Source organism: Pseudomonas corni (genome assembly GCF_057128765.1).
On record NZ_JBSKHW010000007.1, the window covers coordinates 119,138 to 142,949 of the forward strand.

24 protein-coding genes are annotated in these 23,812 nt (G+C 57.8%); 12 read left to right on the forward strand and 12 right to left on the reverse strand.

Annotated features, from left to right (window positions below; translation table 11 throughout):
- Window positions 1–78: 78 nt before the first annotated feature.
- The 3 genes from ACWKV9_RS12985 to ACWKV9_RS12995 all read right to left on the reverse strand — a co-directional run bounded on the left by ACWKV9_RS12985 (window position 79) and on the right by ACWKV9_RS12995 (window position 3,309).
- Window positions 79–993, reverse strand: a complete 915-nt coding sequence (locus ACWKV9_RS12985) for a LysR family transcriptional regulator (protein WP_483836516.1) — start codon at window positions 991–993, stop codon at window positions 79–81.
- Between the two features lie 205 nt (window positions 994–1,198).
- Window positions 1,199–1,825, reverse strand: a complete 627-nt coding sequence (locus ACWKV9_RS12990; RefSeq protein WP_483836517.1) for a hydrolase — start codon at window positions 1,823–1,825, stop codon at window positions 1,199–1,201.
- A 335-nt stretch (window positions 1,826–2,160) separates the two neighbouring features.
- Window positions 2,161–3,309 (reverse strand): MFS transporter, encoded by a 1,149-nt coding sequence (locus ACWKV9_RS12995; protein ID WP_483836518.1) that lies wholly within the window; start codon window positions 3,307–3,309, stop codon window positions 2,161–2,163.
- A gap of 107 nt (window positions 3,310–3,416) precedes the next feature.
- On the opposite strand from ACWKV9_RS12995, the gene ACWKV9_RS13000 reads away from it, so the two are divergent.
- On the forward strand, window positions 3,417–4,166 hold the full coding sequence (locus ACWKV9_RS13000; RefSeq protein WP_483836519.1) for an IclR family transcriptional regulator: 750 nt from the start codon (window positions 3,417–3,419) through the stop codon (window positions 4,164–4,166).
- Between the two features lie 101 nt (window positions 4,167–4,267).
- Here the strand turns inward: ACWKV9_RS13000 and ACWKV9_RS13005 are convergent, their stop codons facing one another.
- Window positions 4,268–4,879: a TetR/AcrR family transcriptional regulator gene (locus ACWKV9_RS13005; protein WP_483836520.1), complete on the reverse strand. Its 612-nt coding sequence runs from the start codon at window positions 4,877–4,879 to the stop codon at window positions 4,268–4,270.
- A gap of 110 nt (window positions 4,880–4,989) precedes the next feature.
- Between ACWKV9_RS13005 and ACWKV9_RS13010 the strand changes: the two genes are divergently transcribed.
- The 4 genes from ACWKV9_RS13010 (at window position 4,990) to ACWKV9_RS13025 (ending at window position 9,031) form a co-directional block, all read left to right on the forward strand.
- Window positions 4,990–6,195, forward strand: coding sequence for an MFS transporter (locus ACWKV9_RS13010; RefSeq protein ID WP_483836521.1), 1,206 nt, complete (start codon window positions 4,990–4,992; stop codon window positions 6,193–6,195).
- A gap of 110 nt (window positions 6,196–6,305) precedes the next feature.
- Window positions 6,306–6,842, forward strand: coding sequence for a cytochrome b (locus ACWKV9_RS13015; protein WP_483836522.1), 537 nt, complete (start codon window positions 6,306–6,308; stop codon window positions 6,840–6,842).
- Window positions 6,843–6,900: 58 nt separating this feature from the next.
- Window positions 6,901–7,998, forward strand: a complete 1,098-nt coding sequence (locus tag ACWKV9_RS13020; RefSeq protein WP_483836523.1) for a glycosyltransferase — start codon at window positions 6,901–6,903, stop codon at window positions 7,996–7,998.
- On the forward strand, window positions 7,991–9,031 hold the full coding sequence (locus ACWKV9_RS13025; protein ID WP_483836524.1) for a hypothetical protein: 1,041 nt from the start codon (window positions 7,991–7,993) through the stop codon (window positions 9,029–9,031). The genes ACWKV9_RS13020 and ACWKV9_RS13025 overlap by 8 nt, the downstream gene beginning before the upstream one ends.
- Here the strand turns inward: ACWKV9_RS13025 and ACWKV9_RS13030 are convergent.
- Window positions 9,012–9,938, reverse strand: a complete 927-nt coding sequence (locus tag ACWKV9_RS13030) for a glycosyltransferase family 2 protein (RefSeq protein WP_483836525.1) — start codon at window positions 9,936–9,938, stop codon at window positions 9,012–9,014. The genes ACWKV9_RS13025 and ACWKV9_RS13030 overlap by 20 nt on opposite strands.
- A gap of 376 nt (window positions 9,939–10,314) precedes the next feature.
- Here ACWKV9_RS13030 and ACWKV9_RS13035 point away from each other — a divergent pair, with 376 nt between their 5' ends.
- From ACWKV9_RS13035 to ACWKV9_RS13045, 3 genes are all read left to right on the forward strand, one after another.
- Window positions 10,315–11,337: a hypothetical protein gene (locus tag ACWKV9_RS13035; protein WP_483836526.1), complete on the forward strand. Its 1,023-nt coding sequence runs from the start codon at window positions 10,315–10,317 to the stop codon at window positions 11,335–11,337.
- 327 nt (window positions 11,338–11,664) lie between these two features.
- Window positions 11,665–12,567: a manganese catalase family protein gene (locus tag ACWKV9_RS13040; RefSeq protein ID WP_483836527.1), complete on the forward strand. Its 903-nt coding sequence runs from the start codon at window positions 11,665–11,667 to the stop codon at window positions 12,565–12,567.
- 71 nt (window positions 12,568–12,638) lie between these two features.
- Window positions 12,639–12,848: a hypothetical protein gene (locus tag ACWKV9_RS13045; RefSeq protein WP_483836528.1), complete on the forward strand. Its 210-nt coding sequence runs from the start codon at window positions 12,639–12,641 to the stop codon at window positions 12,846–12,848.
- A 97-nt stretch (window positions 12,849–12,945) separates the two neighbouring features.
- Here ACWKV9_RS13045 and ACWKV9_RS13050 read toward each other — a convergent pair whose 3' ends face one another.
- From ACWKV9_RS13050 to ACWKV9_RS13060, 3 genes are all read right to left on the reverse strand, one after another.
- The gene (locus ACWKV9_RS13050; protein WP_483836529.1) at window positions 12,946–13,314 is read right to left on the reverse strand and encodes a hypothetical protein; all 369 of its coding nucleotides are present in this window, start codon (window positions 13,312–13,314) and stop codon (window positions 12,946–12,948) included.
- Between the two features lie 122 nt (window positions 13,315–13,436).
- The gene (locus tag ACWKV9_RS13055; protein WP_483836530.1) at window positions 13,437–13,850 is read right to left on the reverse strand and encodes a response regulator; all 414 of its coding nucleotides are present in this window, start codon (window positions 13,848–13,850) and stop codon (window positions 13,437–13,439) included.
- Window positions 13,847–16,843 carry an ATP-binding protein gene (locus tag ACWKV9_RS13060; protein WP_483836531.1) on the reverse strand — a complete coding sequence of 999 codons (2,997 nt, stop codon included), beginning with the start codon at window positions 16,841–16,843 and terminating at the stop codon, window positions 13,847–13,849. Before ACWKV9_RS13060 ends, ACWKV9_RS13055 begins: the two co-directional genes overlap by 4 nt.
- A 392-nt stretch (window positions 16,844–17,235) precedes the next feature.
- Here ACWKV9_RS13060 and ACWKV9_RS13065 point away from each other — a divergent pair, with 392 nt between their 5' ends.
- On the forward strand, window positions 17,236–17,568 hold the full coding sequence (locus ACWKV9_RS13065; RefSeq protein ID WP_483836532.1) for a hypothetical protein: 333 nt from the start codon (window positions 17,236–17,238) through the stop codon (window positions 17,566–17,568).
- An 89-nt stretch (window positions 17,569–17,657) separates the two neighbouring features.
- Here the strand turns inward: ACWKV9_RS13065 and ACWKV9_RS13070 are convergent, their stop codons facing one another.
- The gene (locus ACWKV9_RS13070; RefSeq protein ID WP_483836533.1) at window positions 17,658–18,011 is read right to left on the reverse strand and encodes a hypothetical protein; all 354 of its coding nucleotides are present in this window, start codon (window positions 18,009–18,011) and stop codon (window positions 17,658–17,660) included.
- Window positions 18,012–18,264: 253 nt separating this feature from the next.
- On the opposite strand from ACWKV9_RS13070, the gene ACWKV9_RS13075 reads away from it, so the two are divergent.
- Window positions 18,265–18,810, forward strand: a complete 546-nt coding sequence (locus ACWKV9_RS13075) for a glutathione peroxidase (protein WP_483836534.1) — start codon at window positions 18,265–18,267, stop codon at window positions 18,808–18,810.
- 50 nt (window positions 18,811–18,860) lie between these two features.
- Here ACWKV9_RS13075 and ACWKV9_RS13080 read toward each other — a convergent pair whose 3' ends face one another.
- On the reverse strand, window positions 18,861–20,039 hold the full coding sequence (locus ACWKV9_RS13080; protein ID WP_483836535.1) for a GGDEF domain-containing protein: 1,179 nt from the start codon (window positions 20,037–20,039) through the stop codon (window positions 18,861–18,863).
- Between the two features lie 195 nt (window positions 20,040–20,234).
- On the reverse strand, window positions 20,235–20,627 hold the full coding sequence (locus tag ACWKV9_RS13085; RefSeq protein ID WP_483836536.1) for a glyoxalase superfamily protein: 393 nt from the start codon (window positions 20,625–20,627) through the stop codon (window positions 20,235–20,237).
- A gap of 213 nt (window positions 20,628–20,840) precedes the next feature.
- Between ACWKV9_RS13085 and ACWKV9_RS13090 the strand changes: the two genes are divergently transcribed.
- A complete protein-coding gene (locus ACWKV9_RS13090; RefSeq protein WP_483836537.1) occupies window positions 20,841–21,614 on the forward strand; it encodes an SDR family oxidoreductase in 774 nt (257 codons plus the stop codon).
- Between the two features lie 4 nt (window positions 21,615–21,618).
- Here ACWKV9_RS13090 and ACWKV9_RS13095 read toward each other — a convergent pair whose 3' ends face one another.
- Window positions 21,619–22,590 carry a site-specific integrase gene (locus ACWKV9_RS13095; protein WP_483836538.1) on the reverse strand — a complete coding sequence of 324 codons (972 nt, stop codon included), beginning with the start codon at window positions 22,588–22,590 and terminating at the stop codon, window positions 21,619–21,621.
- A 177-nt stretch (window positions 22,591–22,767) separates the two neighbouring features.
- Here ACWKV9_RS13095 and ACWKV9_RS13100 point away from each other — a divergent pair, with 177 nt between their 5' ends.
- Window positions 22,768–23,787: a DNA-binding protein gene (locus ACWKV9_RS13100; RefSeq protein ID WP_483836539.1), complete on the forward strand. Its 1,020-nt coding sequence runs from the start codon at window positions 22,768–22,770 to the stop codon at window positions 23,785–23,787.
- Window positions 23,788–23,812 lie beyond the last annotated feature (25 nt).

The window sequence follows — 23,812 nt, forward strand, 5'->3', positions numbered from 1 at the left end:
GACAACGGTGATCGGCCGAGAGCCCGATTAAAAAGTCGCGTCATTTCGGCAGAGATCAGCAGCCGTGTTGCACAACTTTCAGGAGCAAGAATCACCAGCAGACGGCGGCATCGCCGAAAGGTACGGAGCGGTGCCGAAATACTCGATCAGAAGCTCGGTGAGGACACTGATTTTACGTGCGGGATGCTGGCCTGGCGGTCGAATGACATAAGCACCGGCTGGGGGAGGTGGATGGCGTGTCATGATCGGCACGAGCGCCCCTGACTTCAGATATTCGTAAGTGAGGCAATCAGGCAGGTAAGCGATCCCCAGTCCTGCTGCTGCGGCAGAGACTAATGCAGTGCCGTTGTCGGCCTTGAAACGCCCCTGCGGACGAACCGAAACAATGTTTTCCCCATCCATGAATTGCCAAGCCTCGGTGCCTTGCATGAGAGCGTGGTGGGCGCCAAGCTCCTCGATCACCTCAGGCGAACCATGCGCCTTGATATAGCCAGGACTGGCGACAAGCTTCACGGAAATGGGGCTGATACGTCTTGCGATTAAGCTTGAATCCTGAAGATAGCCAATTCGTATCGCACAATCGTAACCATCCGCGATGATGTCAACGAAGCGGTCGGTGTAGCAGGTATGGATATATAGCTGAGGATGCCGTCGGGCCATTTCTGCGAGTACGGGAGCAAAATGAGTCGGGCTGAAAGAGAGCGGCATGGCAACTCGCAAGCGGCCGCGAAGGGCCCCGGTTGGTAGAATCGTTTCCCTGGCTAACTCTATCTCGGCGCATACCCTGGCTGCATAGTCGCGAAATGTAGCGCCTGCCTCAGTTAGCGCAGCACCGCGGGTGGACCGTGAAAGAAGCTGGACGCCAAGTTCCGTTTCGAGCCGAACAAGCCTGCGACTGACGATCGATTTGGACACGCCTAGCCTGAGCGCAGCAGATGAAACGCCCCCGGAATCAGCGACTTCAACAAACGTCTGTAACTCTTCCATGTCCATCTATGTGTTCCTCATTTCATTGCAGTAGCCGTTAGAAGCAAAAGGCTGCTGATATCTGAAAAACTTACATCCCTATCTGTCTTGGCCTTAAGCCCGACAACGATAAACAATTCACTCATTCTTATCGTTCCCTTCAGAGTTGCAGCGCAAGCACTGGCGAGCGCCGCGGTGATCAGACGACAGTTGTGCAGTTAATTTTGGCTGCTCACTGACCCTTCTCGGGATTGAAACCGTCGAAATTATCGAAGACGCCCATGAAACCAGGAACAGTCGTCTCCCGTGCCCAGTCGCGCTGAAGCTCGCAGTACATTTGCACACGGCTGATCAGTTTTACGCCGGCCTGTTCCATGCGGCGCAGCGCTGCCTCGTGCGCGGCGACGGACGTGCCGCCGACCGCATCGACCGGCACGTATACGTCGTAGCCTTCCTGGATCGCGTCCAGAGCAGGGAAGGTTAGGCAGGCCTCGGTCCAGAGCGCGGTCATGATCAACTTGCGGCGGCCGAGCGCTTTGACCGCCTGCTTGAACTCAGTGTCTTCCCAGCTGTTTATCGAAGTACGGTCATAGGTTGGCAGATGGCCCAGCACTTCCTGAAGTTCTTGAATCGGTGGCTTGTTGCGACCTGTCTGGACGTTGACGGTGGAGTGGATGATGGGGAGGTTGTAGTTGATCGCTGCCTTGGCGACGCTGGTGATGTTGAAGACTAGCTCGTCCCGAGGCATCGAGCGGATCGAGGAGACCTGAACCGGTTGATAATCAATGATGATCAAAACCGAATTCTCAGGGGTGAGAAGTTGGTCGGTCTGGGGATTGCGGATTATTTCGCTGGCCATCGGCTGATCTCTTCCTGGAGTGGATAGTTGCACTGTTATGGTCGACGCTCTCAATGACGCAGCGGTTGCGACGATACGCCCGCTGTTGAATCGTCGTTGATCCGTCGGCTTTCCGGCAGACATCTTCACTGAAGATGCCGACGAACAGTACGTGGCTGTTCTGCGAGGCGGTAGTGCCACTTCTGGGTAAGCTGTGTCGCCAAAACGGGAACATGAAGTGGAAGTGAAGCGCTACAGCCCTATATAGCGGTGGCTGATTTGCAGTCCGAAAAAACCGATTTTCCCCGCACAGCGTGGGTGGGCGTTCTCACTACCTGTCTCGCCCGCAAGGCTGCTCAAACATTAAGGCTTATCCAGCTTTTTTTGAGAGCAAGCATGAGTATCAGAGCCACCCCCAAAGCGATGACGCAAGCACACCCAAACACCCGCAACTGGCTTCCAGGCATGAACTCCATGAACGAAGACAGGAATTGGCCGGCAAAGATCGCCACCGACAAATACGCAAGATTGCGACCTCGCTGATCCGCTTTGCTTTGTTCTATCGTCATGTGGTTTACCAGCGGTATGGACAGCCCAAATCCAATCCCCAGGCAGAGACTGCCCCCGATCATGAGCATTAATCCGTCAGCGGTGGAGAAGGCCAGATGAGCCAAGGCGTAAAACATAAACGCGACTGCTTGCGTTCCATGTTCGCCCAGTTTGTGTGCGGTTCTAGGCATGAGAGCAGCGGCGCCCACAGCGACAAGAGAGGTAAACGACAGGAAGTATCCGACCTGCGCTTCATTGAAATTCAGATCGTGAAGCCTTGATGGCAGCATGATGACGGCGGTAAAGAACACCATCATTGAGAGCAGCGCCAGCGCAAACACGACTTTGAGCGTGATGGATAGGCGAGTCTGGCGTTCTCCAACACTTTCTGCCTGATGATCACTCACAGGTCGTGGCACGAAAGTCAGAACCAGGGCGAGAAATATCCAGGCGGTGAGGTAAAGCGCAAACGGCCACTGCCATCCCGCGCTCGCCAGTACCCCGCCCACGAAAAGAAAAATGACGCCGCCCAGTTCGATGGCCATACCTTGCCGGGCGATCATGGTCAGCCGCATTTTGCCCTCATAAAACTCGGAGATCAGGCCTGTCCCGGCCGCCATGATCAGTGCTGTAGAACCCCCAAGCATGAGCCGGTCCGTGAACACAGCAAGTGCGCCGTGCAGCATGAACCCTGCGGCGCCCAGCAATCCGTAGCTGAACAATCCCAGGCATAGCGCCGTGTATAGACCGAGGCGTTGGATGAGTTTTCCGGCAAAGGCTCCAAATACGATTACCCCAAGGGAGGGGACTGTGACCAGCCAACTCGCCGCATGCTCGACACCCAACTGGCGAGCGATGGTGGGAAGCCCTGGGACAATCACACATCCCACCATGATGGTCAGACATGCGACGGCAAGCAGTGTGAGGGATCCAGCTTTGGAAAGTGTCTGCATCATATATAGCTGTCCGTTCAGCGGAATAGTTAACCATTAGGCGGTACGGATAGTCTTGAGATACGATGACCCTGTCAACGGGATATCGATGAATAACGCTGGGGTGAGTGATGGCATCAGAAGTCGATAGCGGGGGAAAGCAGGTGATCGCGCGAGCGGCCGCCGTATTGAAGTCCCTGGAGAATCAGCGCCAAGGACTGAGTTTGAGCCAGATTGCCAAAGCATCCGGGTTGCCGCGCACAACGGTTCATAGAATCGTCACAGCGTTGGAGGCGCAGCAAATGGTGCTCACAGGCAGCACCGGCGTCCGGCTTGGCCCTGCTTTGGTTCGGCTTGCGGCCTCGGCACATACAGACGTTGTGGCTATCGCACGGCCTTATGTCGAAAGCCTTGGGCGCAGAACGAGGGAGACGGTCGATGTATCGGTTTATCGGGGCCTTCATGCGGTATCAGTCGATCAATACGTATCTGATCAAGAGTTACGCGTTGTATCGCCTGTGGGTACGGCGTTTCCCATCCACTGCACCGCGCATGGAAAAGCACTGCTCAGCGCGTTTTCCGACGAATTCGTGATCCAATTGCTGGCTGACCCGTTGGAGCGTCGAACGCCCTCGACTATTTTCGCAGTTGAGGCTGTTATCCAAGAGGTGCGTACCGCTCGAGAGCAAGGTTTCGCGATCGATCATGAAGAACACGCCAGAGGCGTCTGCGGTATCGGTGTCTGTGTGCGCAGCGGTTTGGCCGAGCATTACGCCATTTCGCTGGCTGTGCCCGCGCTTCGCTTCCATGAAGATCTGAAAAAACTAAAAGCAGCACTGCTTCAATGCAAGGCGGAAGTAGAGTCCGTGATCGGAAATTAGCTGGGGGTAAGACTGCATGCGCTCTCGGTCGATCAACGCCTGATCCTGGCGCAAATTGTCTTTGCAGAACCGAACAGCTGATAGCACATTGACTACGCGCTTTAGGTACGCGATGCGTCCCACAACGTCATGATGTGCGTCACCGCTTCGTCTATCTGCTCGTAAGGTATCCCGTCCCGGGCCAACACCGAGATCCCCAGCAGAAAACCGTCGAACACGGTGGCCAGCGCCTCCGGCACAACGGTCGCAGGCAATTCACCTGTGCCAATGGCACGCTCGACACAAGCCACCAGCCCCGCACGGTTGAGGTTCCTTGCCCGAGCAAGCGGCTCAGAGATCGCCTTGCTCTCTTCCGAACAAGCACTCATCAGCCCCAGGGACACCAGGCACCCCTTGGGATGACCGGGCTCACATTGCATTTTTGCTGAACGGCGGAGGGTGAGTTCAATTGCCTCTCTGGGTGGCAGGGTGGTATCAAAAAGGCTGTCGGTGACCCGACCGTGGGTGTTGAGGTAATGCTGCATTACCTCGTTGAACAGGGCCTGCTTGGAGCCAAAGGCGGCGTAGAAACTCGGCGCGGTGATGCCTTGCCCGATATTGGCCTTGAGCAGGTTGAGCGATGTTGCATCGTATCCATGCTCCCAAAATAAATGCAGTGACTGAGTGATTGCTTCGTCGCGGTCAAACGTGCGCGGACGTCCCATCTGTGCCATGTCGGGTCCCCTCCAGAGTTATTTAAATACTAATCGATACATAAGTCATTGACTAGCGAGTGCCTGGTTCCTATATTTGTATCGACCAGTACATTAGTAGAGCGAATCCAATGATTACAGATGAGCGACAGGCCGAAAAACTTCCACTTGGGGCATTACTGGCGTTAGCCATGACGGGATTTATCTGCATCGTGACCGAGACGCTACCAGCGGGGTTGCTGCCCGAAATCGGCAGTGGCTTGGGGGTCTCGCCATCCTTTGCCGGGCAGATGGTCACTGTGTATGCGTTGGGTTCACTGCTGGCGGCGATTCCGCTGACCATCGCCACGCAAAGCTGGCGCCGCAGGACAGTCCTGCTGCTGACGATTGTCGGCTTCCTGATATTCAATTCCGTCACCGCGCTGTCTTCCAGTTACTGGCTGACCCTGATTGCGAGGTTTTTTGCTGGCGTCTCCGCAGGTCTGGCCTGGAGCCTTATCGCAGGTTACGCACGACGCATGGTCGTCCCGCACTTGCAGGGTCGTGCGTTGGCCGTGGCGATGGTGGGAACACCCATCGCGTTGTCATTGGGGGTGCCTTTGGGAACCTGGCTGGGCGGATTCATGGGCTGGCGCATGGCGTTTGGACTGATGTCCGGCATGACCCTGCTGTTGATCGCCTGGGTACTGCTCACGGTGCCGGACTACCCCGGACAATCCTCTTCACAGCGCATGGCGTTGCGTCAGGTCTTTTTCACACCCGGCGTACGTTCGGTGCTGGGAGTCGTCTTCACCTGGATGCTCGCGCACAACATTCTTTATACCTACGTCGCACCCTTCGTTTCCAAGGCCGGGCTTGCGAGTGACGTTGATCTGGTATTGCTGGCATTTGGTGTCGCGGCGCTGGCGGGCATCTGGATAACCGGACAATTGGTTGATCGTCATCTGCGCAAGACGGTACTCGCCAGCCTAGCGACCTTCGCAGCGGTCTCGGTGTTCTTCGGCTTGTTTTCAGGCTCTCCCGTGGCGATTTATCTTGGGGTTTTCATCTGGGGCCTGACTTTCGGGGGTGCCGCGACGCTTCTGCAAACCGCGCTGGCCGACTCGGCAGGTGAGGGAGCTGATGTGGCGCTTTCGATGAACGTTGTGGTCTGGAACAGCGCTATCGCAGGCGGCGGGTTACTGGGGGGTGTTTTGCTCGGTCAATGGGGAGTCAGTTCCTTCCCTTGGGTCTTACTCATCTTGTTACTGATAAGCCTGATCATTGCGTCGCGCGCGCAAGTCCATGGCTTTGCAAAAGGCGACCGGCAGGCCAGTGAACTGGTCATCGGGCATTGACGCGATTTGCCCCATAAACGCATACGGATAAGAGATGTCAGGACGTAATCCTCGCCTTCTGCGCTACCCTCCAGATTCTGATAGCGGGATCGGTTGAGTAGAGGATTTCCATGGAACGTTACACCGGCGTTGCTCAGGCGTTGCACTGGCTGACCGTCGCAGCGCTGTGCTTGCTGTTGCCTTTTGTCTGGGTGGCCGAAAATTTTCCGCCGGGCCCGGTGCGGGTCTTCTGGTACATGGCCCATGAGTCCATGGGGATCAGCGTGCTGTTGATGGTGCTGATACGCCTGACCTGGCGCTGGCGTCATCGTGCTCCAGCGTATCCGCCTGATACCGGCCGGGTGAATACGGTGCTGGCAAGCCTGGTTCATGGCTTGCTTTACGCCGTGCTGCTGGTGATGCCTGTCACGGGATACCTCATGGCAGGCAATGGCCAGGACGTGCCGTTTTTCAGGATCATTGCGTTGCCAGGGTTTGCCAAGAATGAACCCTTGGGGGTCTTCGCCGACACGGTGCATGTGTGGTGCCAGTTTGCGGTCTATGGGCTGATCGTGCTTCACGTCGCCGCGACTGTCTGGCATGTGGCGGTACGCCGCGATGGCATGCTTGACCGGATGCTGCCGCCCCAGCGTCGGCTTGACGACTGATTCGCGGAACCAATGCCGTTCCCCGCCGCCTGAATCAATAACGATAAGGAGGCAGGGCATGTGGCGCAGCTACCAAGAAGAGATTCCCCGAACACCCTTTGCAGGCGGACATCATCCACTGCGCATCGGCATCCTCACCCATATCAAATTTCCAGTGTGCCAGCCCTTTGCAGGTGGCCTGGAAGCGTTCACCCATGACGTGACCCTTGGTTTGCGTGCGCGCGGCCACGCCGTGACACTATTTGCCAAGGGCGGAAGCGCTGCCCAGTTGCAGGCTGTGGCGGTTCCGGATGAAGATGCCTGTCGCCATTCCAGCCTGAGCAGCGCCTATGTCGCCGAGCATCATGCTTACCTCAAGCTCATGCAGGGCATTGATGATTACGGCTTCGACGTGATCTTCAATAACAGTCTGCATTACGTCCCGGTGACCATGGCCTCATTGATCCGCACTCCGATGCTGACCGTGCTGCACACGCCGCCGTTCTTCGAAATGACCAATGCGCTGCGCGCTGATCGCCAGAGCGGGCGTTTCTCCACTCCCTCGACTGCCAACGCGCGCAACTGGAGCGACTGGGTCCCCCATTGCGAGGTGATCCCAAACGGAATAGAGCTGCACGGTTGGCAGCCCGCCGCGACCGTAGGAGAATACGCACTGTGGTCTGGCCGACTGGTGCCGGAAAAGGGCGCGCATCTGGCGATCGACGCTGCGCGCCTGGCTGGCATCCCTCTGCGATTAGCGGGGCAGATGGTGGACGAGGCTTATTTCAGGGATCAGATCGCGCCACGGCTGGGGCCGGGCGTCGACTATCTGGGCCACTTGCAGCGAGCAGAACTTGCTGCTCAATTGGCGAGCGCTGCGGTGGCCGTGGTGACTCCTTGCTGGGATGAACCCTTCGGTCTAGTGGTCGCTGAAGCACTGGCCTGTGGTACCCCGGTGGCGGCTTTCGATCGCGGCGCCATGGGTGACTTGATCAGCGACGACGTCGGTTGTCTGGTGGCACCCAATGATGTGACAGCGCTTGCCGCCGCCCTTGTGGTGGCTCGCGGCAAATCGCGGCAAGCCTGCCAGGCGCGAGCTGAAGCCTTGTGGAGTCACAGCCTGATGCTCGACCGGTACGAAGCCCTGTTGGCCGAAGTGGCAGCGCAACATGTCTGAGCCCCACGTCGGCTACTACGTTCATCACCATGGCGCTGGTCACGGCGTACGCGCAGCACGCATCGCCCGGGCGTTACGCGTGCCGGTCACCCTGATTGGCTCGCAGTTGCCGGATGAGCTGCCTGCGGGCGTGAACAGGTTGCAACTGCCGGGGGATACGGCGCCGGACATGAAAGTCGAACACTTCGAGGTGTTGCACTATGCGCCCTTGGCGGTGGACGGCTTGCGCGAGCGCATGGCGATGCTTGCTCAGTGGTTTGCCGAGCACTGGCCCTGTGTTCTGGTGGTCGACGTGTCGGTCGAAGTCGCATTGTTTGCGCGGCTTTGTTCGGTGCCGGTGGTGTATGTGCGTCAGCATGGCCTGCGCGATGATGCAGCGCACCGCTTGGCGTATGAGAGCGCCAGTGCACTGCTGGCGCCGTATCCCGCCGAAATGGAATCGCCCGACACGCCAAAATGGATACGCGCCAAGACTTCTTACAGCGGCTGGCTCTCGCGTTTCGCCGACGCGCCTGCCGCCGTCATCAAAACCAGACAGGCACTGATCATCACCGGGCAGGGCGGGACAGGTTTATCGGCCACGTTGATCGAAGCAGTAGCGCAGCAATGCCCTGAGTGGGAGTTTCGCATCGTCGGTGGGTTGGCTCCCGGTGCGGCGATGCCCAACCTGCACTGGCTAGGCCGCCTGGACAATCCGCTGGATGAAATGCTCAGTGCTGAAGTGGTGGTTGGCAGTGCCAGCGATAGTCTGGTGGGCGAGGCCGCTTCCCTCGGTTGCCGCTACATCGCCGTGGGCGAAGACCGACCCTTTGACGAGCAGCGACTGCAGGCGCGACGACTCAATGAGTTGAACGTGGCCATAGGGCTAGAGGATGGCTGGCCAGCATCGCCACAATGGCCCGCGCTATTGGATGCAGCGCTTGGGCTCGACCCTGATCGTTGGTGTCGCTGGGCCGACCCTGGAGCCGCAGCGCGTGCCGCACAATTTATCGAAGACGCCATGGCGCAGGTGATCAAAAGCCCAGGCGATTAGTATTCAGCGCCTGCGCCACCTGTTCGCTGGACGGCGGCTGAATGATTTCCAGGCGATCGTCAGTCCAGTCCAGCAAGCCCTGCTCGCAAAATCCACGTAACCAGCCTTCCATGGGCCAGACACCCCAGCGGCTGTGAAAGCGGCGCGCATTAGTGACGATGTCAGCGAAGTGGTTCAACGGCGGATCGTAAGTGGCGTGGTACTGGTGGAACGCCATCGCCGAATTGTCGATCAGGCTCACGCCCTGGTGCCGCGCCCGAAACGCGAAGTCGGTATCTTCGCCGCCATACCCCTGATAGCCGTCATCGAACCCGCCAATGCGGGCAAACGTGCTGCCTGTGCAGGCGAAGTTGAGTGACCAGAACAGATGATGGGGCAGGGGGTTGCCAGGTCCGCTGCGATACTTTGCCAGCGGGTGCTCAACGCCCTGCGCGTACAGCGACGTTTCGTCCCAGCCGGTGCGATTGGCGCCCTCGGGCAAGTAACGAACCTGGCCCATGTGCAGCGCATCAGGCTGCGCCTGCAAACCGTCGCGGTAACGGGCAAGCAGATCGCGCGTGGGAATGCAGTCCACGTCGAGAAAAACCCATGGCGCCAGCGGGTCGACCGCAGTCACGCAGTTGCGCGCTCTGGCCAAAGGCAAGCCCGCAGGCTGGTCCACTCGCAGCGTATGAATCGGAAATGCCTGGCGGGTGAAATCCCCAGGTGGCTCATTCATGTGCACGATCCACAACCCTTGTGGGGTCAGGCTGGAGGACTCCAACCCCTGAATCAGGTTGGTCAGGTGATGACTGCGGCCATGCACCAAAGTAATGACGTTCATATGCCGCCCCTTGCCGGAACGCTTTGCAGACTCACTGTCGGGCAGCGCTTCTGGGGCATGAGCCGCAATGACGACATCAATCATGGGTAATCCTCGCAATCAATCAAAGCTCCGACCGAACGTCCACGGCGGATCTGCCTAATATCCATGCAAAGCGCCATGGCAAAAGACTGACTGGCTTGCAGCGCCAACGGTTTCGTCAATCCGACCGACAGTCACTCTCGCTACCGACAATTAACGCCATCAACAACGCATTCGTGCATTTCGTCGGCGTGGAAAATATTCGAATGAACAGTTTTCGAATCCCAGCGGTCCAGAGATTAGCGGGCTGGGATGCACCACATTCCAGCAGCTAAAAACCGAAACCAAAAAACGTCATGTCCCGCAATTGATCTACATCATTCGGGCATGACAACTGAGCTTTTTACTGCGCAGTAACTGCCGCTAAAGGAATAAAAAAATGATCCAAGACGAACCTGTTTATCGCTCCCAACCTGTTTATGATCGAGTCGAAACCTACGCGCCGCTACTCAAGCGCATTTCCTGGAGCGCTGTGATCGCGGGTGTTGTTCTGGCCATGATTGTTTCGCTGATCCTGAGCCTGCTGGGTACTGCCATCGGAACATCGGCAATTGAGCCGTTGCGTGAAGGCAACCCTGTAGAAGGCATGGGTACCAGTGCTGGCATCTGGGTCATTGTTAGTGCAGTGATCTCGCTGTTTGTAGGCGGTTGGGCTGCGGGCCGACTCGCTCATCGCGAAGGCGGCCTGCACGGGCTGCTGGTGTGGGCAACTGTTTCTCTGCTCACTGTTTACCTGGTATCGAGCGCAGTGACCGGCGTTGTGCGCGGTGGCTTGAATCTGGCAGGCAGCGGCCTCTCTGCAATCGGCAGCGGCATTGCACAAGTCGCGCCGTCGGTAGGTGGCAAGATTCAGGATCAACTCAAGCAGCAGGGCATTGATTTCAACCTGAACGACATTCAGGGCGAACTTGAGCAAGCCATGCGCCAGACTGGCAAGCCTGAGCTGAACCCGGATGCGGCCAAACAAGATGCGCAGAACGTACAGCAGGATGCAAAAAACACTGCGCAAAACAGCATGTCCGCGCCGCAACAGGCCGACACCCAATTGAGCGGTCTGCTTGATCGTGTCAAAGCCAAGGGCGACAAAGCGTGGGATGCAGCTGACCGCGAAGCGATGGTCAATCTGATCAAGGCGCGCACTGGTAAATCCGACGCCGAAGCTAACCAGATGGTTGATCAGGTTCAGCAGAGCTACCGTGAGGCCTACGCCAAGTATCAGCAGTTGAAAGCCGATGCCGAGCAGAAAGCCCGTGAAGCTGCAGATGTAGCAGCCAAGCGTGTTTCCCAGGCAAGCTGGATTCTGTTGATCACTCTGGTGATCTCGGGCCTGGTTGCTGCCGGCGCGGGTACTCTGGGTCGTCGCACTCAGCCAGCCGCTAAAGTAGTTGCCGGTACCGTTTAAACTTACAGTGACAAAAGGCGCCGCTGAAAAGCGGCGTTTTTGTATCCGCGGGGTCACGATTTTGAATGGTTTTCACTGACTCCTAATCCATATGAATGAAAAAGTGAAAATGTAATTCCGCCGGTCGCGAAAATTCAATTAGACAGAACTAATTTTCTTTAACCGCCTGTCGCGCTTTCGAATAAATACTCGAATTAAGCCCGCGCCCTATTGCTCCTACTTACTGAGCGTTACAGCTCCACTAGCGGAAACCTGCAGTCAGCGATTTTGAATCGTTAGTTCGCTTTCGCCTTATAACCAGCAAAAGCCTGAATTAGGAGATACACCATGTTTCTTCATAACAAACGACTTCAATACACTGTACGCGTTGCCGAACCTAACCCGGGCCTGGCGAACTTGTTACTTGAACAGTTCGGCGGCGCGCAGGGCGAGCTGGCTGCAGCAACTCGTTATTTCACCCAAGCGTTGGCCGAGGAAGATCCAGGCCGCAAGGATCTGCTGCTCGACATCGCCACTGAAGAGCTCAGCCACCTGGAAATCATTGGCTCGATCATCGTGATGCTGAACAAGGGCGCCAAAGGCAAGATGGCCGAAGGCGTGCAGGCGGAAGGCGAGTTGTATCGCGAGATCAACGGCGCAGGGAACGACTCGCACATCACCAGCTTGCTGTACGGCGGCGGGGCACCGCTGTGTAACTCGGCAGGCATTCCGTGGACGGCTGCTTACATCGACACCATTGGCGAGCCTACAGCGGACTTTCGCTCAAACATTGCAGCTGAAGCCCGGGCGAAAATCGTCTACGAACGCCTCATGAACGTGACCACCGACCCAGGTATCAAAGACGCTCTCGGCTTTTTGATGACTCGGGAAATCGCTCACCAGTTGTCGTTCGAGAAAGCACTGCATTCCATCCAGCCTAATTTCCCTCAGGGCAAATTGCCAGGGATGCCGGAGTTCAGCCGTACTTACTTCAGCATGTCCAATGGCGAGCCGAACGTACGTGGCCCGTGGAACGATGATGCGGAGTTCGAGTACGTCGAAAATCCACATCCAGCGGTGGATGGCGGGGACGGTACGGCGTCAGTCACTTTGAGTGAAGAAGACTCGGTCACCCTGACCATGATGAAAGAACGTACCAAATCGGATCTGTCGGCTGACCCGATGACCGGAGCTGATCTAGGCTCAGGTCTGGCGCAGGGTAAAGCCGAGCTTGATCCCGCGTTGCAGTAACCGTTCGATCCGGTTGCAGTCGCCATGGGCCGCAACCGGATTTTATTGACCTTGTGTGGGAGACTCAAAAGATGGCCAATCCGATGCCTGCAAGTTCATCCTTAGATGCGATTGAATCCAACGACGACAGTGTTGTATTGATCAATTTTGGCCGCTGCGTCAAAAGTTATGAGGCGGAGGCGACAACGCTGAGTCGCGGATTTAAAACGGCCTTATTTATTCAGCAGTTTAAGTCCGGGTTATTACGTGCTGATAACCGCAAGAATTTACGTATCCAGTAATACACCGTTTGAGTATTTGTGCATTAAAAAAAACGGCCGCTGACAGCAACGTCAGCGGCCTTTTTCATGCCTGCGGGTCAGTTATCAACGACATGGCTTACCAGCGTCCGTCGCCGCGACCCTGATAGTGACCGTTGCCATAGCCGCGATCATCAAAGCGGCTCGGACCACGATCGTAATAACCGCGATGCGGCGCATCGAATCTGCGGTATTCAACTCGCTGCCTTACCGGCACGTACGCGACCGGTTGGTATTGCGGTTGATAGCGTGGCTGCGGTTGGTAACCCTGGTATTGCGGCCGCTGGTAATTATCATGACCGGAGTTGCTGATGATGGTGGCCAACACCGCGCCCACTGCTGCGCCTGCGATGACGGGCACGATCACGTTGCGATCATTGGCGCTCGCGGCACCGGCTGCGGCCAGGCTGCCTGACAGCACAACGGCTTGGATCATCTTCGAAAACATGGTGTCTCCTCTGGCGGCATGTGTGGGTTCGCCATGAACGTATGAAACACCGAATCCGTGTAAAGCTGCGTCTAGAGTGGGTAAAGGTTGGGTAAAGCGCTCAGTGGCGCCGGGCTTGATTGCTACGGCTCAAGCCCAGGTTTGTGGGCGCTTTCAGTGAATGGGTTGAGCAAGTCGTTCAGCGCGCTCTCCAACTGCTCGGCGCTGAACGGTTTGGCCAGGCACCGGTGATCTGACCACGCTGGCGGGATACCCATCTGGCCATAGCCTGAGCAGAACATGAACGGGATACCCCGATGGGCGATCGCGGCGGCTATCGGGAAAGACGTGCCCCCGATGATATTGATGTCCAGGATCGCAACGTCATAGCTGCCGGTCAGGGCAAACTCAACCCCGTCTTCCAGCCGACTGGCGTGGAAAGCGGTGGCGTATCCGAAGTCTTCCAGCATTAACTCAATGAGCATTGCCAGCATTGTCTCGTCTTCGACAATGAACACCTGAGGCGACGATATGGACTGCGCTATCGTCAAGGTCACAGACTTCCTTCAGAAGGTTCGATCCAGGGGATGGTCATCAAGCACCTCAGCCCGCAGGGTTCGAAACGAACCTCTGCCTTGCCATTGAGTTCACGTTCGATACTGCGCTGTAACAGCCGCATGCCAAATCCTTTCACCGGGCTCCCGCTCACCGCGCAGCCGCCCGTTTCAACCCAATTGATTGTCAGGGCGCCTGGCGTATCGGTCAGATTAAGCGCCGCGGTGATGGTGACGTGTCCATCGGGCTGCGACAACGCGCCGTGCTGCTGCGCGTTGACCGTCAGTTCGTGGAGCACCATCGCCAGCGTGAGCGAGATTCTAGGCTCAAGCGCTACGGCATCGCCATTGAGCGTGATCCGGTCCAGACCGCCACTTGAGACGCGGATCTGATCGACAAGCTCTGCCAGCTCCACAGATATCCACTCGCCACGGGCCAACGCGTCGTGTGCCCTGCTGAGGGCGAATATCCGCGCATCAAAACCCTTGCGGAATGATTCCAGCGAATCCGAATGACTGGCGGTGAGCGAGGCGATGGCCTGCACTGTCGACAAGGTATTTTTTACCCGGTGATTAAGCTCATTGAGCAATACGGTGCGGGCGACCCGATCTTCCAGTTGCTGACGCTCAAGTTTCACAGAAATTGACTGGGCAAGCCGGTGGGTAGCGCCGTTTTGCTTGAAAAGCGTGGTCTCGCCCGCGCTAGAAGGCCCGTCGTATGCAGGCAGGCTGAAGGTGAAAGTGGCACCCGCTCCCGGTTGGCTGCTCGCCCACAGATGGCCGCCATGTGCGGCGATGATGCCTTGAGAAATGTACAGTCCCAGGCCGTTGCCGCTGGGATTGCCTTCCTTGATCGACCAGTACCGCTGGAAGATATACGGGAGGTGCTCGGCCGGAATGCCAACGCCGTTATCGCGGACATTGATCAGCACGTCGCTGCCGTGGCTGGCCGCGTCGATATTTATCTGTCCGCCAGCAGGGGTGAATTTGATGGCATTGCCGACCAGGTTGGAGAGCACCTGAAAAATACGCTCGGGATCGGCATTCACCACCAGCCCATGGGCGGCCGTGCAGTTGAGTTCGATGTTTTTGTCGGTGGTGAGTGTCACGAGCAGGCTGCAAGCCTCTTGCAGCAGACTCGTGACATCCAGCCCCACGCACGACAACTGGTAACGGCCCGCATCGATTTTGGCGGTGTCCAGCAGATCTTCCAGAAGACTGTTCATGCGCGTGGTGGCTTTTTCGATAGTACCCAGCGCGCGCCGGATCTGGTGGTTTTCGAGCACCGCGTCATTGCCCGCCCAGCGCTGCATCATTCCGCACTGCATGATGATGATCGACATCGGATTGCGCAGATCATGGGAGACCACGGCCACCAGTTCATCGCGCAGTCGCACCGCTTCCTGCTCGCGATGGACCTGACGCTCAAGATCGTTTTCCAGCGCGGAACGGCGGATATCTTCGGCGGCGTACAAATCGGCGCGAGACCATGGCTGCGCGATGCCTGTCACCTGTTCTTCCCACAAATCGAAAGACTGGCGCGGATGCAGGCGGTGGCTGGCCGAGCCCTTGGTGCCGGGGCTTAGATGCTGAGAGGGATTACCGCTCCAGTTCATGGTCGAGGTGAGTTGCGGGCGGAACCACATCACCGCATTGGCGACGGGTTTGGGCAAAATGAAAGCAATGACTCCGCTGGCGACGTCACGGTAGGCCGCACTCGCCGGATATTCCTGCTGCATCGAATCGCTGTGGAACAGCCCCAAGCCTTGCAGCCCAACGGCTTGCTGCCTGAATTTCTTGCGGGTCAGACCCACGTCACGAATCCAGAAATGCAAGTCTCGCACCTGCTCTGGGGTAGGACATTGCCCAAACAAATGAAGCTGATCTTCGATCAGTACCGCAGCACCTTGCGCCACGGTCAGGGACTGAAGCAGTTCGGGGCGGTTCACCAGCCCGTCCAGAATGTCGCGATCAGCACGGCTCATGGCCAACGCCAATTCCCCAAGCAAGACCACTTTGTCTTCGCGCTCGCGTTGAATCTGATTGGCAACAATGGCGACGATCTTAGCCGACAGCAATTGCCCTATCAGGGCGCAGGCATCGCGGATTTCGCGGGGCACCAGCATAGGCTCAGGATGGCCGCACGCAATCAGGCCCCATAGCTCCCCGCTGTCCAGTAGCGAAATGCTCATCGAGGAGCGCACGCCCATGTTCTTCAAGTATTCGCAATGAACCGGAGACACGCTGCGCAGCGTCGAAAATCCCAGATCCAGCGGTAAACCGGTGGACGGCCTGAGCAATGGCACCATCGGCACAGGCACATAAGTCGCGTCGGGGATCACACGAATCCAGTTCAAGCGGTACAGCTCCCGCGCCTGCGCAGGAATATCGGAGCTCGGAAAATTCAAACCGCTGTAGCTCGGCAGGCTGCCGCTCAAAGCCTGGGCGACAACCTTGCCATGACCTTCAGGCTCGAAACGGTAAATGATCACTCGCTCGTGCCCGGTCAGCGCCTGTATCTCATGGACGCTGATGTCGAACAGTGTCTCCAGCGTGGTGGCGGCCTGCAGGTTGCGCAACACCCGGGTGATTATCCGGGACTGGTCCTGAGCCGGTTCGACATAGGGCTCAAGTTCCATGATCAGTGCGTCGTCGACGCGGTTCAGCGACGCGGTGTAATCCTTGTTGCCGAAGCGCAAGCGAAGGGGGTCGCTGTCAGCACCCCGAGGACTGGCGTACGCCAGCGCGATCAGCGAAAACTGTTGCGCTGGCACCAACGTCGACAAGGGCTTGCCCAGCAACTCGCTGCTGTCCATGCCCAGGTCCCGAGCGCAATTGGCGCTGACTTGCTCGATACACAGTGGCTCGCCGCCCAGGCTCAACAAAACTCCATGGGGCTGAATGGCGCCGGGCACACGGATCGGCTCGCGCGCGCAGTCGGCAAGTGCTGTTTCCAGGGCTGCACTGTCCGTGGCGTCTTGTGTGTATTGGTCCATGGTGCCGCTCCGGGGGTGTTGCAAACAGGAACAGCCAAACGCTGCTCACGGTGTCGCAGTAAGGTGTAGCGATGGGAGCTTTGAATCAGTCGCAGCACGTTGTGCGATGTTGCCGCGAAAATGCGGCCCGGAGGCTTGAATCAGGTAGCACTGCTTGTACCGGAGAGGTGTCGGATACATGACTGCCTGCGTAACGAGGCCACCTTACAGTAGATAACGCAGCGGGTACGGGTTAATGCGGATATGAGGAGGCGACAGCGAAAGATACTTCCGTAAAGGTTTTTTAGTGTCCGTAAAGTATTCGTTTGGATGGCTTTTTAAGCGTGTTTTATTCTATGAATCCATCTGGCGTCAGAACCCTCCGCGAAATCGATTTAAAGGAAGCGACCTGAATGGCGACCTATCCGCGAACACCCGATGGCCGCTACTTCATCGTGAAGGGTCAATTATGGCGTTGCTCTAACCCGGCGCTAGCCGAGGAAGATCGTCAGCGCTATGTACACGACTTGATGGCAGCGCGCAGAGGCGTGCGGCAGGCGAAGTCTTCGCAAAACCCCGATGCCTTGCAATCAGCGCGCGCGCAGGTTCAGGCAGCAAAGGTAGCGTTAGGGGAACGAGGAGAGGTGTGGTGGACTGATGGTGCGCCGGACTTCAATCAGCACAAGGTGCAGAACAGCCCTTATGCCCAGTGGTTCGAATCCGTCGACGCGCAGGATTCTCTCTAGCGACTGGCTGTTGGCGACGACTCTGTAAGACGTGTTCGATCTGCCGGAATGCCGGCAGATCGATGACTTCTTTCAACGTGCAAAACCAATCAGCTTCTCAGGTCACGCGCATCGCTTTCAACTTCAGCATCGGGCATTTCCGCCGGGAAAAACTCACCCTTCAGACCCTGCTGGGCAAGACAGTCTTTCAGGGTGTTTTCCACCAGGCCGATGGCCTTTTTGTCGGTCAACGCGTCTACTTTCAACCAAAGGCAGGGAAGGTCCTGGAAATACTCGTCGTCAATCTTGACGTCATCGGTCAGCACCCGGTCCACGCGCCACAGGCACACGCTGTGTTCCAGAGACGGATCTTGCGGATGGGTCTCCTGGGAAGTCAGCCAGACTTCGTGAAAATCACCAAGATTGGTGTCTGCCAGCTTTTCGAGTGGGATGAATGTGTTCATGGGTTCGCCTTGTCAGTTGGTTCATTGCGCTGTCCAGATGCACGCAACGATGCGGGCATCAGCCGCGTGCTGCGCAAAAAATAGAGGCGCTGGCGGCCAAACAGTTCAGAAATTCGCACTGCGTGCCGCGCATTTACGCTGGCGGTTTGCAAATGGGGGCAGAAATTATCGGGCACACGCTTTAAGGTGTCCCTGGATGCAAACCAGTGATATTTCACCAACCACGACATCACACTGAACACAGGAGACAGGCATGAGCGATTCTCTGTACGACATCCCGCTGAAGCAAATCGACGGCACTTCCAGCAATCTTGGCCAGTACAAGGGCAAGGTATTGCTGGTAGTCAACGTGGCGTCCAAATGCGGTTTGACACCGCAATACGAGGGCCTTGAAAGCCTTTATCAGAGCAAGAAAGGCGCGGGGCTTGAGGTGCTGGGTTTCCCCGCCAACAACTTCAAGGAACAGGAGCCTGGCAGCGACAGCGAGATCCAGTCGTTCTGCTCGACGACTTACGACGTGCATTTCCCGCTGTTCTCCAAAATCTCGGTCGCCGGCGTCGACAAGCACCCACTGTACAAAGAACTGATCCACGCCCAGCCAGCCGCTACCGGCGACGGTCCCTTTCGTGAGCGCCTGAAGGGCTATGGCATCGAAAGCGGAGCAGGCACCGAGGTGCTGTGGAATTTCGAGAAATTCCTGATCGGGCGAGACGGCAAAGTGATCGGCCGGTTCGCGCCGGATGTTGCGGCGGATGATCCGCGCTTGACCGCCGCTATCGATCAGGCGCTCAGCGCCTGACACAGCCAGCCTGGATGCACGCCTGTCCATCGCTCAAAAGCAGCGGTGGATCAAGGCGTGTGAAGCGACTCGGCATTAAGGCCCGTGCGGTCCACCAGGCTGATACGGTTGCGTCCGCCCCGCTTGGATTCGTAAAGCGCTGCGTCGCCCGTCTCCACCAACGCCGTCAGACTGGCGGGGGGCTGGTCGAACAAAGTGGCACCAATGCTCAGTGTCACTTCCCTGGATGTGGCGAAAGTCTGTGCGGCGTAGAGGTGAAACCGCTCACATAGCGCGCTGCCCAGCGCATCGACCCGATCGCTGGATGCATGATTAAGCAGAATGATGAACTCGTCGCCGCCCAATCGCGCGGCCAGTGCTCCTTGGGGCAGCACGGCACGGACCATTTCGCTCATCGCGACCAGCAAGCGATCGCCGGCGGTATGGCCGTACGAGTCGTTGACCAATTTGAAATTATCGATGTCGATCAGCAGCAGGGCACCAGGCCGCTCTGTTGAGACGTTGTTCAGCAAGCGCGGTGCGCGCATTTCAAGGGCGCGGCGGTTGTAGAGGGCTGTCAGCGGATCGCGTTCGGCCAGTCGCGCGATCTGCTTCTCACGCCGATAGCGCTCGGTGCCGGTCATCGACAGCGCGATGAGCATGATCGCCATTGCGCCTTCCACCAGAGAAATCTGAATGATTACGCCACGAAACGCCGCCAGATCGATCAGCGTTCCGGAGATTAGCGCGGTAATCGCCTTGGCCACATAGAACACTCCGTGAACCAGCAGCACATAACGCAACTGCCCGGCACCCACACTCAAGGACTTGCCATGTGGACGCAGAAGCAAACTGGCACGCAGCGTCAAGATCGCCACCAGCAGCGAATTGACCAGTAGCATGACCTTGGACCACGACGCCTCGTCCGGCAGTAACAACATGGCCAGCCAGGCCACGAAGACCAGATACCAGGCTGGGGAAAGTCGCGTCTGGGTGAAGCGGGCAACGCCCGCCAGGAACAGCCAGTGCGCAGTGATCAGCAAGCCATTGGCGAACCAGATACCGATCAGCAAAAACCCGCTTGCGCGCAGCAGTGCCAGCGTCGAGCCGAGGGTGATGGTCGCAAACCCGGCGCTCCAGAACAGCAGCGAAGGCTCCCGGACGCTGCGCCACTCGACCGCCAGATACAGCGCGGCGGCCGCGGCATGGGCGATGCTGAGAATTAAAAGAGTGGGAGGATCGAGCGCCATATTCTGACGAGCCTTCTGAGCAACAAAAAAAGGGCGCGATTGTAAGGGGTGGCGACTATTTTCACAGCGTGTCATCGACTCCGTGCTGCGCCTGTAATCCGTCACGCCTCAATCGTCACCTCGGCATAGCAGCCTTCGTGCCAGATGATCCTTCCAACTCATGGCCCAGGCCCTCGCCGGAGTACGTCAAACCGGTCAGCTTTGGCAGAAACGGATTCGGTTGCCAAACGGATCGCAGACTTCCAGCACCTTGCCCCATCCTTGCTCGACGATGTCCGGCCGACCATAGCCATAGCGTTTGGCGAGCAATTCGTCTCTCAGTTGCTCGATGTTGTGGGTCGGGATGAACACCGCGGAACCGGGTGTTGCGTCGCCGTGATGCTCGGAAAGATGCAGCTGCAGACCGTTGCGGCTAATCCCCAGATACAGCGGCAGATCGGACTCGAAACGGTGCTCGAACTCGACGCTGAAACCCAGGAAGTCCAGATAGAACTCGCGGGCTTTGGCCTCGTCGAACATGCGCAGGATCGGGATGGGTGAGTCAAAAGTAACGCTGGGTGGGGTGGTGTCGTGCGAGATCGAAGACATTGTTCCTCCTGGAGTACGAGCGGCTCGGCGCGATGGGCGGCGCCGGATGGGGCCGATCATACACACGCGGCCAAAAGCCCGGAAGTTTTGAAGATTCTGCGACTGAACTCGCGCAGCACACCGTACGCAGCGTCGAAGCACCCCTAAACAAGCAGGGGCGCGATGGCGTAAGGTGGCTGCCGATCAGTCATTCCTCAATCAAAGGGATTCTTCATGAAGAGCTTCGACGCAAAGGTTGTGTTGGTCACGGGCGGGTCCAAGGGCATCGGCCTGGCGTGCGCTCAGCATTTCGCCGCAGAAGGAGCTCGGGTGGTGATCAGCTCGCGGTCACAGGCCAATATCGACAGCGCGCTGGCTGAATTGCCGGGCGCTGTGGGGTTTGCTGCGGATGTGTCAGATGCTGCGGCCGCTGCAGCATTGGTTCAGCGAGTGGAGCAGGAGGTCGGCCCCATTGCGGTGCTGGTCAGTTCGGCGGGTGCAGCGAAACGTTCCCCGCCCGAGGACCTTACACCGGCTTTCTGGCGCGCAGCGATGGATGCCAAGTTCTTTTCGACGATCAATGTTGTCGATCCTGTGGTCAAGCTCATGGCGGCGCGGGGTCAGGGCGTGATCGTCAATATCATCGGCGCGGGTGGCAAAGTGGCAAAGCCTATCCATCTCGCCGGCGGTTCGGCCAATGCTGCGTTGATGCTCGCTACGGCAGGGCTGGGCAATGCCTACGCTGCGTCAGGGGTGAGGGTGGTGGGCATCAATCCGGGCCTGACCGAAACCGGGCGCGTGGCTGAAGGTATGGCGGCGGACGCGCAGCATTCAGGCATTTCAATTGAAGCAGCGGTAAAACGCAGCGTCGAAAAAATCCCCATGGGGCGCATGGCCAAGCCCGAAGAGGTTGCCAATCTGGTGATGTTTCTGGCGTCGGACAAAGCCAGCTACCTCACTGGCACGACCATCACTATGGACGGCGCGGAAACTCCGACAGTGGTGTAGCAGTTTAAGTCTGTTCGTTGCCGATAACGGCGCGCGGCGGCTGCGGTAATTGTTGTGGCCGCGCCAGTGTTCCGAACGGGGTGACGGCGTCGACATAGCGCACTGCTGATTTCACATCTTTCCAGCCGACGTAGCTCATCAGCGATTTGATGTCCCAGCCGTTGGCCGAGGCCCAGGTGGCAAACCCTCTGCGCAACGAATGGCTGCTGTACAGCTCGGCTGGAACACCGGCCTGCGCAAAGATCCGCCGCAGCATAGGGATCAGGCTGTTTTGATTGATGCCTTCTTCCGCCAGATTGCCCCACCGATCAAGACGCCTGAATACCGGCCCGCGGGCGATACCGGCCACTGTTATCCAGTTGATGTAAGCATCGACCGGGCACAGCGTGTTCAGTGCTGGCGTGCGGAAAGTGGTACCGACATTTTGTCGATCACCTTTTGTATGGGGCAGATAAAAACTGATCCCCACAGCGGATTCAGCCTGGATGTTCTCCACCTCCAGCCGCGCCAGCTCATCGCCCCGAAACCCGCGCCAGAAGCCGATCAACACCAGCGCGATGTCGCGGCGATGCCTCATGACGCATGGGTGATCGCCACGCTCGGCTGCCAATCCGGCCTCGCGCTCCAGCCATCCCACTGCTTGTTCCAGGTGGCGTAACAGCAATGGCTCGGCTTGTTTCTCCCGGGCAGGGTGAACGGCGCGAATACCCTTGATCATCTGCCGCACCGTGGGCGTTTTGGTGGGGTCGGGAAAACCCTGAGTGATATGCCACTGAGCCAGCGCAGCCAGCCGCTGTTTCAACGTGCTGATCGCGTGCTGGTCGGCGTACTGCGCCAGGTAGCGCACGATGCTGTCGCCGGTGGCCGGCAGAAACCCGCCCCAGATCACCTCAAAGTGCTCGACCGCCGCCCGGTAGCTCTTGCGCGTGTTTTCCCGCGTACCGGCCTGCAAATACCGTTCAGCCTTGTTAATCACCCCATTCCCTCCGAATCGTACTTTTCCAGCGCCGCTATGGACGTTTTCTGTCGATCACATGCGATAACGTTCAATTATCTTATCAGAGCAAAAGAAACATTTAGTCATTTTTACCGGACACATTTAGTATGATTGTACGTAGTACGTATAACGGTACGAAATCGTAGGAGACACGACATGGCGCGCGGCGGAATTAACAAGGTCATCGTTCAAAAAGCCCGCGAGGCGCTATTGGCTCGTGGAGAAAACCCAAGCATTGATGCAGTGCGCGTAGAGCTTGGGAATACCGGCTCCAAAACCACTATTCACCGGTATCTAAAGGAGATTGAGGCGGTTGACCCTCGTCCGGACGGGGCGCGGGATCGGCTCAGTGATGAGCTGTCGCAGCTGATTGCGGGCCTGTTGGCACGGCTGGTGGAGGAGGGCTCTGAGGCGACGAGACAGGCACAGATTGCTTTCGATGAGCAGCGCGCCCAGCTGGAATCAGTGCTGGAAGATACCCAGTCCGAACTGGCCTCTTTGCAACGGCAGTACGAAATTCAGAAGGTCACAATCGAAGGCCAGGCGTCAGAACTGCAGACCACCCACACCAGTCTTCAGGCCGAGATCACTCGTAACGCTCGTCTGAGCCAGAACTGCGCGGATCTAGAGGTGCGCGTGCAGGAAAAGGACGAGCAGATCCGCTCGCTGGAAGAAAAACACCTGCATGCTCGTGACGCCCTTGAACACTATCGCAACGCGATCAAGGAGCAGCGCGAGCAGGAACAAGCGCGCCACGAAGGCCAGCTGCAACAGGTACAGGTCGAGTTGCGCCAACTGCAGCAGATACAGATCATCAAGCAGGACGAACTCACCCGCCTGAACCGTGACAACGAGCGCTTGCTCAGCGAAGCCCGGCAGTCGGCAAAAGCTGTAACCACCCGCGATGACGTCATCGAGCGCCTGAATGGCGAGCTCAATGCAATGAAAACCGCAGTAGCCAAGGCCGATGGCGCCAAGGAGATGCTGCGCGAGCAAGTCGTCGCATTGCGCGATGAAGCCAAACGCTTGAGCAGCGCTGTCATTCAGGCTGACGCTCAGAACAGTGAGACGAATCGACAGATGCACGCCCTGCGTGACGAGCTTGAGGCGTTGAAGGCCGTCACCGATTTGCCGGACGAAACTTCCAGCGCTATTGATGCTGACCGTAGGACGTAGACACGTGGCCTGCTTGCCGCCTATT